We start from the raw sequence: 12,342 nt of genomic DNA, 5'->3' as shown, positions 1-12,342 counted from the left end.
CTGCCTTATATGTCAGTGAGTAAAAATAAGTACCAGCCTGCTGCAACTTGCCATTTGTGCTTGCGTGCCCGTCAAATACTTTTGTTGCATTGTCATACCCTTTTGCTTCATATACCAATGCGCCATTGCGGCTCATGATTTGTAATTTGTTATCCGGGTAAGCGGCTATGCCATCTATAACCAGCACATCGCTGTTACCATCACCGTTTGGCGATAGGTTCTGATGTACCACAATCCCATTGCTTCTAACCGGCGCCACAGCTACCAGCTTTTCATCATATAAGGATGCAAGTCCGCCCGGTGCCTGGCGGGTTATCACCATGCTATAGGTGTTGGTGGTTATACCGTTTGCTGCCGTTACTACTGTGGTTATGGTGTTATCACCAACATTTAATGAAATGGAGCCCGATGCCGTGCCTGATGCCACTGTTGCATTGTTAACTTTTACGGTAGATGTTGGATCCTGCGTTACCGGGCTTACCGTAACCGAACTTACTGAATTACTTATTGTTGCGGTATAATCTCTGAAATTAGTACCTGGTACTGCAGTTTTGGTTATAGAAGGATTAAATGTTAGCGCAGTTAATAAGGCATTAGATGGTAATGCACGGGTTACAGTTATGTTATAAGTGTTGGTTGTTACGCCATCAGCCGCAGTTACAATGGTGGTAATGGTGTTATTACCAACATTTAACGGAATATCTGTTGATGCTGCGCCTGATATTACAGATACGCCATTAACTTTTACTGTTGATGTTGGGTCCTGCGTTACCGGAGTTACCGTAACAGTACTTACAATATTATTTACAGTTGCCGTATAATCTTTGAAGTCGGGGCCTGGCACCGTGGTTAACATTACAGCAGGGTTAAGCTTAAGGGAGGTTAATAACACATTAGCTTCCCGGGTTATAACTATGCTATAAGTGTTTTTAGTTGTTCCATCTCCCGCGGTTACTACTGTTGTAATAGTATTATCGCCTATATTTAATGGGATAGATGCTGAAGCCGCACCTGATGCTACCGTTACATTATTGATTTTTACTGTAGCAGTAGAATCCTGCGTTACAGGAGTTACGGTAACGGAGCTTACCGATGTTTTTACTGTTGCTGTATAATCCCTGAAATTTGCGCCTGATACTACTGTTCTGGTTACATAAGGATCAAACGACAGCGAGTTTAATATAGCATTGGTAGACGGCTGGCGGTTGATTACTATGCTATAGATGTTTGATGTAATCCCGTCTCCTGCAGTTACCTCAGTAGTAATTAGGTTTGCACCTGCTTGTAAAGGGATTGATGCTGACGTAGCACCCGACACCACTGCCACGCCATTAACTTTTACGGTGGATACTGAATCCTGGGTTACAGCTATTACCGCAATGGAGCTGACGCTATTGCTTACAGTTGCTGTATAATCTCTGAAGTTTGAGCCAGGTACCGTAGTTTTGGTCACAACAGGATTAAACGAAAGCGAGGTTAACAATGCATTGGTCGCCACCGAACGGGTAACTGCTATGCTGTAGGTTTTGGTAGTTATTCCGTCTTCCGCAGTTACTACCGTGGTGATTATGTTACTGCCAACCTGTAGTGGAATAGATGCTGAAGCTGTGCCTGACGCTACTGCAACTCCATTAATTTCTACAGTTGATGTTGGATCCTGTGTTACGGGCTTTAAAGTAACGGAGGCAACTGTGTTATTTACAGTTGCGGTATAATCTCTAAAATCAGGGCCGGGCACGGCAGTCATCGTTGCAACCGGATTAAGTTTAAGCGATGTTAATAATGCATTATTTGATGATACTTTAATATTAATTACAGCCGAAACATTGCCTCCAAAATTATACGCTGTAACGGTGTAATCTGCTGCAGGGCTGGGTGCGGTTGGAGTGCCGCTGATGGTTCCTGCAGCACTGTTGAAGCTAAGACCGGCAGGCAAAGCCGGGCTGATATAATAGCCGCCACCGGGTTTAACTTTATAAACGGTGTTAACCCCTGCATCAGAAACGTACAGGTTACCGGCATTATCCGTAGCAACGCCGACCGGAATAAAAAATCCGCCTATGGTAACCAGTGCACCGCCACCTGCCGGAATTTCTTTTACCTGGCCAACGGAAGCATCAGCAACATATAAATTTCCGTTAGCATCTATTGCCAGTCCTATCGGGGCATTAAATGTATAACCCATGTCCACCGGGGTATTGCTGCCCTTTGCCAGCTTAAATATAAAACCGGTGCTTTGGTCGGTTACATAAATATTACCTGCGCCATCAATTGCAATACCTGTAGGGATGGCTATTGCTGAGGTTATTGTAGTAACCTGTCCGTTACCGGCGGCTATCTTATAAATGGCGCTATTACCCTGATCGGCAACATAAACATTACCTGCGGCATCTGCAGCAATACCTGCCGGATTGTTAAACCCAGAGCCTATTTCTATCGGGGCGCCGCCGCCAACAGGGATCTTCTTAACCATACTGTTCCCGGCATCTGCCACATAAATATTGCCCACAGCATCAAATGCTACCCCGGTGGGGCCGGTAAAACCAGAGCCAACGCTTGTGCGGGTACCCCCTCCGACCGGAATCTTATATAAAGTGTCGTTTCCCGCATTGGCAACATAAATATTGCCTGCGTGATCCAATCCCAATCCTATCGGGAAATTAAATCCGGTATCTATAACTGCCAAAGTATTGCTGTAGCCGGGAGCGGCTACACCGCTGGCAGTTGGCATTAACGGGGTTATTGCAACGTTTACAGGATATATCATAGGACTGCTGTAGCTAAGAGTTGGCGGGGGCGGTAAAACAACCTTAATATTTACAGTGGCAGAAGCACTGCCGCCATAATTGTAAGCAGTAATTTTATAGTCTTTTGCAGCGCTTACCGCGGTTGGTGTACCGCTGATGGTCCCTGTGGTTCCACTGAACTTTAGGCCGGCCGGTAAAACCGTACTGATAAAATATCCACCGGAGGGTATAAGTTTTTCAATGGCATTATTCCCGGTATCGCCAATGTAAACAGTGCCCATTGCGTCAACGGCTACACCAGTCGGGGCGTTGAAACCCGTGCCTATTGGCACCTGCTTGTTACCGCCTTTTGTTATCCTGTATAATGTATTATCGTCTCTGTCGGTTACATATACGTTACCCGAATTATCAACTGCAATGCCTGATGGATAATTGAAATAGCACCCGATATTATAAGGAATACCTCCGGCCAAAGAAACCTTATACACTGCATGGTCGCCGCCATCGGTAAAATATAAATTGTCTTTTCCATTAACCGCAATACCTGTTAAGCTAATAAACCCGCCACCCAGTTGTACGGTATTTCCGCTTCCTGCACATATCTTGTAAACGGTTCCATCGCTTGAGTCGGCTACATATACATTGCCTGCGGCATCTACCGCCACACTGCCCGGGCCACTAAATCCTGTGCCTATGCTTACCGGCGTTCCGCCACCTGCTGGCATTTTTTTTACTAATCCATTGCCCTGGTCGGCAACATATATATTACCGGCGGCATCTAATGCAACTCCTGTAGGGAAGACAAACCCGCTGCCTAGTTCAATAGCTGGGCCACCACCCACCGGTAACATCATTACCTTATTATTGCCCGAATCGGCAAAATACACATTACCCGCAGCATCAATTGCTGTGCCGCCCGGCTGATTAAAGCCCGCGGCTAAAGTAATTGGGGTGCTATTATATCCGGGGGCACCCACACCGCTGGCAGTTGGTGCAAGCGGTGTAATAGCAGTACCTGCCGTGTAGGTTTGTAAACTAGCATAGCTTATAGTTGGAGCCGGAGGATTATCAACTTCAATACTAAAGGAAGCCGAAGCTCCGCCGCCTGCGTTATAGGCAATAACGGTATAGCTTGCAGCAGCAATAGCCGCAGTAGGTTTACCGCTTATAGTACCCGTGGTATCATTAAAACGTAACCCGGCAGGCAAGGCAGTTTTTAAATTATAGCCACCGGATGGGGTAACCTTATAAAGCGTATTTGCAGATGCATCGGCAACAAACAAATTCCCGGATGGATCTATTGCAACACCCGATGGAAAATCATAGGTGAAACCTGTATTTACAGGATTACCTCTTCCGCCATCAATTTTATATACATGGCTATCGTACCCATCAGCAACATATACATTGCCCGCAGCATCCACCGCAACATTAGCAGGAAAATTAAACAGGCAGCCTATATCTACCGCGCCGCCGCCTTTAGCCGGTATTTTATATACCGATGATGCGCTTCCGTCAGAAACGTATACATTGCTATGCTGATCAACAGCAATACCTGTTAAATCATCAAAATCCGTAGCCATAGTTACCTGGGCACCGCTGACAGGTACTTTATAAACCGCAGCATTGCCCGCATCAGCTACATAGACATTCCCGGCAACATCAACCGCCACGCCAACCGGCACATTAAACCCTGTCCCAATATTCACAATTCCGCTATTGTCTGCCGGGATTTTTTTAACCAAACCATTACCTGAATCTGCAACATATATGTTCCCCGCAGCATCTACCGCCACGCCAGACGGTGTATTAAAACCCGAACCCATACATACCGATGTTCCGGCATCTACATTGATCTTTTTTACCAGGTTGTTCCCTTTGTCGGCAACATATACATTTCCTAATGTATCTGCCGCTATACCTAAAGGGGCCAAAAACCCATTAGCCACAAGTCCGGGCGCGGCATAACCCGGCGCATCAACCCCGCTGGCGGTTGGCACAAGTGGTGTAATAGTTGTACCTGCTGTATAAACAGGCGGGTTGGTATAGCTAATTACCGGCACGGGGGCATTAACCTTTATCCGCAGCGTATCAGAAACGCCGCCCGCCCCATTGTAAGCAGTAATAATGTATCGCTTTTCGGCGGTAAGCGTTGTCGGCGTGCCGCTGATGGTGCCGGTTGTACTGTCAAAGCTTAAGCCTGCCGGTAATGGCGCGCTTATAAAATAACCACCTGCCGGCGAGATTTTATTTACGCCGCTTTCGTTAGCATCTGTTATATACAGGTTGTAGGCAGCATCGATAGCAATCCCCAGCGGCGAAGACAAGGAAATACCCAAATCAACCGGTGTACTGCCACCAGGCACAACTTTATATGTTTTTTTTGTACTATTATCTTCCACATACACATTGCCAAAACCATCAACCGCTAACCCGGATGGGAAACTAAAGCCTGTGGCTAAAAGCGATTGTGGGCTGCCGTCTGCGTGGATCTCATACAGATTTCCTGCATTTAAATCAGTTACATACACGTTCCCTGCAATATCGAGTTTAATTTTAGAAGCTCCTGATATTCCATTATCAATTCGGGTTATACCGGTACCATCATTCGCCATTTTATAAACGGCGGCGGCTCCAATTCCGAAATCATAATCAGCTACATATATGTTGCCTGCTTTGTCAACCGCCACCCCTGTAGGCTCAGTGAAACCCGAACCTACAGTAAAAGGGCTGCCGCCGCCTGCCGGTATTTCCCATATATTTTGCTGGTCAGCAGCATATACATTGCCATTGCAATCAATGGCAACATCAGCGAGCAGGTTAAATATCCCCGAAGCAATAACTGTTGTATTGCTGCCATCGGCCAGTACTAATTTTATGCTGTTTGTGCCTCCATCGGCAACATACATATTACCTGCTGCATCCAAAGCTATTCCTGCCGCCCCTGATGATAACCCTGTGCCTACTACAACCGGGTCGCTATAACCACCGGGTGCGCCTACGCCACTGCTTGTTGGCGTTAATGAAACAGCTGTACCCTGGTGAAAGGTTATATGATGGCTTCCATAGTTGATTATTGGCGCTACTGGCGTATTAGTGAACCATGCTTTTTTTGATGCTGTATAAGATGTGCCGTTTTTTACTACATGGTTGCCGGTATTATAAACGTAATGCCTGTTCGCAAAATTTTCTTTTGATCCTGCTTTTGCAACTGCATATAAGGTAATACCCGCACCAAAAAGAGCAGTAGTTATCAATAAGCTTACCTTAACGAAATGCCGGATTGCTAAAAATGATTTACGTGATGAAAGTAGGTTTGCATTCATTTTAATTGTGTGATAACATTTTGGTTGATTTAAAGGCAAAACTACACAAAGCACATCACCTTTTAATTTAAAAAATCGCAATAAAAGTACTTCTTAATCTCTAATGCATCTTTACCTTTTTACACTATTTATCCCGCCGGGAAATATCAATATGACTATACCATTTGCCATTCCATTTGCAGGCAAATAAGGTGTAATAGTTGATATGCTTACACAGCTTACCAATCCATTATTACTTTTTTCAATATAAGTTGCCGGCACAGGCTTAGCATTAGGCACACCGTTTGGATACAAAGGCAAAGGCCCCTCCTGTGCCTGAGTCAAAATAGCCGCACTCATAAGCATCAGGACACAAAGAATTATTTTCATGATGTGATCTGTATTATTATAACGAAGTAGTTTTAAATATACCTGTTTTAACTTAATCCATTACACTATCACCCTGATGAACCACAACGCAAAAAGGCTCTTTAAGAGCCCTTTAAATGAATTTAATGCAGATCAAATGGTTCTGTCATTTTAGATTAAAGGTTAGCGATTAATTACCTTCAGGCTAAGAATAAAACAGCTTCAACATATGCTAAGAACAATAAAAGCAAGAGTAAGAACTACCCTTGCTTTTATCAAATTGATTAAGACTAACAAGTCTTAATCCTTAATATTTAAGTATAATAAACCCGGTTTTATGTTTCAGGTCATTCCCTTCTTTATAATCTAATGAATAAAAATAAGTTCCGGCCTGCTGCAGTTTGCCATTGCTGGCATGCCCATCAAACACTTTTGTTGTATTGTCATAACCTTTTGCCTGGTATACCATCGAGCCATTACGGTTCATAATGGTTAATGTATTTTCAGGGTAAGCGGCTATGCCATCTATCACCAGCACGTCGCCGTTTCCATCGCCGTTTGGCGAAAGGTTTTGATGTACCACAATCCCGTTGCTTCTAACCGGGGCTACGGCTACCAGTTTTTCATCGTATAAGGATGCAAGTCCGTCTGGTGCTGCCCTGGTTATCACTATGCTATAAGTGTTGGTTGTTACACCTGCTGCAGATACTACCGTAGTAATGGTGTTATCTCCTACATTTAGCGGGATAGATGCTGAAGCTGATCCTGACGCTACTGTTACATCATTTACCTTCACTGTTGAGGTAGAATACTGTGTTACAGGCCTTACCGTAACCGAGCTTACTGAATTAGTTACACTTGCGGTGTAATCCTTAAAGTTAGAGCCTGGTACCGTGGTTACCGATATTGACGGATTATACGTAAGCGAAGTTAATAAGGCAGTTGTTTCGCGGGTAATTACTATGCTATACGTATTTTGGGTTGTTCCGTCGCCTGCCGTTATTACCGTGGTAATGGTGTTGTCTCCTATATTTAGCGGAATAGGGGCTGACGCCGACCCTGAGCTTACAGTTACATTATTAACTTTTACTGTAGCTGTTGGGTCCTGGGTTACAGGGCTTACCGCTATTGAGGCTACACTGTTTTTTACGCTTGCTGTATAGTCCCTGAAGTGAGTTCCGGATACGGTGGTTCTGATTACAAACGGATCAAACGAAAGTGAGGTTAATAAGGCATTGGTGGATGGCCGACGGGTTATCACCATGCTATAGGTGTTTTGAGTTGTTCCGTCATCTGCGGTTACTACCGTGGTAATAGTGTTTGTTCCTACACTCAGCGGGATAGCGGTTGATGCGGATCCGGATGCTACCGTTACATTATTGATCTTTACGGTAGCTGTCGGGTCCTGGGTTACAGGCGTTACCATTACCGAGCTTACCGCATTATCTACTGTTGCTGTATAGTCCCTGTAGTGAGTTCCGGTTACTGTTGTACGGGTTACGTAAGGATTAAACGAAAGCGAGTTTAATATAGCGTTTGCCGATTTTAAACGGGTGACTGTTATGTTATAGGTTTTTGTGCTTCCATCCTGTGCGGTTACTACAGTGGTGATGATGTTATCACCTGCGTTTAGTGTTATGCCTCCTGATGGTGTACCTGATGCTACCGCTATATTATTGATCGTTATTGTAGCTGTAGGGTCCTGCGTGGTTGGGGTTAAGGTAACCGAAGTAACAGTGTTACTTACAGTTGCCACATAATCCCTAAAGTTAGGTCCTGGTACCCATGTACGGTTTACCGGTGGACTTAACTTAAGATTGGTTAGTATGGAATTGGCGGATGGTGCACGGGTTACTGTTATCGTATAGGTCTTTATCGTGGTGCCGTCTTCGGCTGTTACCTGTATATCAATAGGGTTATCGCCTACATTTAATGCAAGTGCTGATGACACCGTGCCGCTGCTTAAAGCAACATAGCCGCCGCCATTTACTTGTACCTGTATGCTTGCACCGGCATCAGCCGCCGTTGGCCTTACTGTTACCGAGGTAGTTGCATTCGGTGCTGTTGCCGTATAGGTTAATGTACCGCTGTCAAAAGCAGGTGTTAAATTATTTGCGGTTGTGGTAAGGTCAGACAGTGTTGCATCGTTTGAATAAACCGTAAAAGTACCTGACGGACCCGCCGCAGGCGCTGAGTTTCCTGCATTATCTGTTGCAGTTCCGGCGGCCAAAGATATGCCCATTGTACCTGAACCTGCAATATCCGAAATAGTTACAGTACGTGTTGTCCCGGAACCGGTGATGCCCACAGTACCTGTTGCTGTACCTGTTGTGTTAAGTGATACATCACTTGCAGCAAGTGTACTTGAAGCAAAATCATTATCTGCATAAGTTATATCATAAGTTACACTTCCGGCACCGGCGCCAATTGATGCTACCGAAGAACTGCCTATATTAACGGTTGGCGAGGTTATATCAATAGTTACTGCCAAACCGGAAGAGGCCGGGCCGGTATTGCCTGCCGCATCCGTCGCCTTGGCCGTAATAGTATGAGCCCCAGCGCTTAGTATTGAACTGACTATTGACCAGTTACCACCTGTAGCAGTTGTACTTCCAAGCGACGTTGTGCCATCAGTATCATATAAAGTAACTGTTGAACCATCTTCGGCAGTGCCGGTAAAAGTTGGCGTGTTTAAATTTGTTTTATTATCTGTAGATGAGGTGCCAAAGTCACTTGCTGCGAGCATATCAGGTGTTGATGGTGCTGCGGGTGCCTGTGTATCAAAACTGATAGCAGGCGTTGTGCCCGCACCGCCGCCGTTCCCGGCCAGGTCGGTATATGAGCTTGCAGCCACTGTAATGCTTGCAGTGCCGCCATTGGTACTGGCAGTTGGAGTAAAGGTAGCCGTACGGGTTAAGCCGGTACCTGATATTGCTCCCAGAGTACCACCCGAAATTACCACATCGCCAGTGGCGCCATCCCAGGCAAAGGTTGATAGAGGATCTTCACTAAAAGTGAAAGTGATAGTTGCTGTTTGGCCAATTTTTAAAGCCGCCTTATCGCTTGTAATTGCCAAAGTAGGCGGAGTTTTGTCGACTGTAAATGACTGACCCGCGGTATATGGCAACGAGCTTATCCCTGGTAATAACCCGGTAGCATTGTTTACATTTAATAGTATTGTGCCATCACCGGTGCCTGTGTTTACATTTACAGTATATGCCGGTCCGGTACCTGTTACCGAGCTTACACTTGCGCCGGTAATAGTTCCGGTAGTTGTTAAATCAAAGTTACTGGTTGATAAGCCTGTTACAGCCGCACCTAATGTTACCGTATAATTAACAGATGTTGCATTGGTTGGGTTTGCAGCCAGAGCCTTCCTGTTAACAGATGTAACCGTAGTGTTGGTATATAAATTTGCCGGGTTATTTGCAGTGGTTGTGGTCAAGTAGTTTTCAGAGCCTGCCAGTCCATTATACTCTACAGACATTACCTGGTATTGAGTTGCTGCGGTAAGGCCAGTTATATTTACTAATGATTGTCCGGTTCCATTGTAGATGCAATGCCAGGCGCCAGGGCCTGTACCGGTGCTAAAAACTGTGCTTGCTGTGTAGGTGGTACTATTTAAAGGTACGGGGCTGCCGCTTGTTGCCTGCGATATAAAAACCGCTCTTTTGGTACCGTTACCCTCGCCTGTCCAGTTAACAGTAGCGGTAGTTGTATTTATATTTGTAAATGATACTGTGCTTGCCTGTACAGTAGGGGTACCATAAAAATGTAAAACAGCACCGCCCAGGCTGCCATCGCCATCACCGGCAAAAATATTAACACTGTTTGTTATGGCTATACCCCACGGATATAAAATGCCATTAAAATGCAAAGCCGTTGATAAAACTGTTGGTGTGCCTAAACCACCGGTATATTTAACCAGTTTATAACCGGTGCCGCTGTTCTCTGAACTGTAAAGGTTACCTGCAACATCAAACGCAAGAGCTGTAGCAAAGTTATTTGTTGATAAAACAGATGCAGCATATGAACTAGCTGCCGCTAACCTGATAATGCCGCCTTTATCATTTGGAAAAGCTCCGTCCTGGTTAAAATCGTCGGTAACATAAATATCATTGGTAATTGGCGATACAGCCAGACCAGTAGGAAATGAGTTACCTGGATTATTGCTTAAATTGTCATATAAAAGCACACTGTCAACTGTTGCTGTTAGATGCTTGTAAACCGCATAATGCGCATGGGTGCCATCCAATTGTGCAGCATATAAATTATCGCTTGCGTCAACTGCTAATGCAGAGTAATATGAGCCATGCCTGAAAACACTCGGCGTATAAAATGTACCACTTGTGCCACTGTTAGAAGTCAACTTTATAATCTGACCTCCGTTTGCTGTAAAATCCGTTGTAACGTAAACAGTACCATTACTGGTAACTGCAATTCCCCATGGCATATCACCGCCAGTGCCTGTATCATTACCATCAGATGCAAGCGTATAAATACTTAACCCGGTCCCGGTGCCGTTTGTATACTTTAACACCTCACCCTTTACACCGCCCGTACCCGGTTTTACATGGATAACATATATGTTACCTGCTACATCCTTGGTTAAACCGCTGTTTAAAAAGCCGGCTTCAACGTTTGAATGAGTAAGTACAGGCTGCGCCCAGGCAGGAAGCGTTGCTCCCGCTAAAAGAATAATTACTGAAATAATGTAAAACCCTTTTGTAAAGATTTGTTTCATAAAGTTTGGTTTAGATACACATATATGGATTTTGCCAGCCACTTAAGCAACCTTCGTGTATCGCTTTAAAATTCGCTGAATCGAACTTTAAGCCGTTACCCTGACTTACGACTGTTTTATAAATCTTATTTGTTGTTGTTTTAATTCGTACTATATCAGTAATTGGCAAGGAGAACCCTGACTGCGGATAAAAATTACGTTCGCCCCGCGGCCCTTTTAATGATTCTTTACGCAACAAGGCTTTCGCGCCATCCCAGTCTTGTTTTTCAAGCTGTGGCTTCACTGCATTTAGCGCAAGGCCGGCTTCATAGCCAAGCAAACCAAAAATATTTGCTTTTTGCCCGCCTTTTGATTCAAATTTTTTTACAAACTCCCTGTTCCTTATATCTTCAGAATCATAATTCCATGATATAGCTGAATATAATTCAAGATCAAGGTGGGCTACGTCGCGCAGCACATCATCATAAGCCATATTCTCGGCAACTAAAAGAGGGATCTGCTTATGATAGCCCGAATTGCACCAGGCGGTTAAAAACTGGTTGCCCTGCTGGCCGGTAAATATGGCATGCACGTATGAAGGCGCATACTTTTTTACTTCATCAAAAAAAACATCGAGTTCGGCTTGCCCCCACCCGGTTTTATTTGGGAAAATATGGCTTAACATTTGGGTTGAGCCTGCATCACCCGCCCCATGCCTGAATGCGTTGCTTAAATGATAGCCCGATTCATACAGCGGCATCACCATCATACCGGTATCGCCATATTCATTATGTGCCCAGTTACCCAGTGCATATTGCGTTTGCCAGATCTGTTGCGAAGAGTAAAAAATATCCGGGCTTAAATGATTAAAATATGGAATATACTCGCCCATATCAAAAAAGAAGCCCAGTTTTTTGTGGGTTTCAATTGCCGGGATAAGATCAGGTACTGATTGATAACTGATCAAACCTGAAAGAATATCTATCTGATCGAAAAAAATTAATTTATTGGCAGCTTCCTGTGTAGCGGCAGGTGAACCCAATTTGGTATATGCCGGTATAAATTGTACCTGGTTTTGCCTGAAGGGGTCAAGGTTCATACCCAAAAGTATGCCCGCTGTTAAATGTGCAGAATAAAACGGGTAAATGCCTGAATAAGGGGATAACAAACCAATTTTTAGCGGCCGTTTCATTTAATA

The 12,342-nt window shown here is 44.6% G+C and carries 4 protein-coding genes; all 4 read right to left on the bottom strand.

Annotated features, from left to right (window positions below):
• Positions 1–6,073, bottom strand: a 6,073-nt coding sequence (locus tag JWQ54_RS23515; RefSeq protein WP_299590010.1) for a cadherin-like beta sandwich domain-containing protein, incomplete at its 3' end; no start/stop codon positions are given.
• A 111-nt stretch (positions 6,074–6,184) separates the two neighbouring features.
• Positions 6,185–6,442 (bottom strand): hypothetical protein, encoded by a 258-nt coding sequence (locus tag JWQ54_RS23510; RefSeq protein ID WP_299590009.1) that lies wholly within the window; start codon positions 6,440–6,442, stop codon positions 6,185–6,187.
• A 286-nt stretch (positions 6,443–6,728) separates the two neighbouring features.
• Positions 6,729–11,165 carry a cadherin-like beta sandwich domain-containing protein gene (locus JWQ54_RS23505; RefSeq protein ID WP_299590008.1) on the bottom strand — a complete coding sequence of 1,479 codons (4,437 nt, stop codon included), beginning with the start codon at positions 11,163–11,165 and terminating at the stop codon, positions 6,729–6,731.
• 10 nt (positions 11,166–11,175) lie between these two features.
• Positions 11,176–12,336 (bottom strand): ABC transporter substrate-binding protein, encoded by a 1,161-nt coding sequence (locus tag JWQ54_RS23500; protein ID WP_299590007.1) that lies wholly within the window; start codon positions 12,334–12,336, stop codon positions 11,176–11,178.
• Positions 12,337–12,342 lie beyond the last annotated feature (6 nt).

This window comes from Mucilaginibacter sp. (assembly GCF_028288225.1).
Taxonomy (GTDB): Bacteria; Bacteroidota; Bacteroidia; order Sphingobacteriales; family Sphingobacteriaceae; genus Mucilaginibacter.
This window is presented reverse-complemented; position numbering and strand designations above follow the sequence as displayed.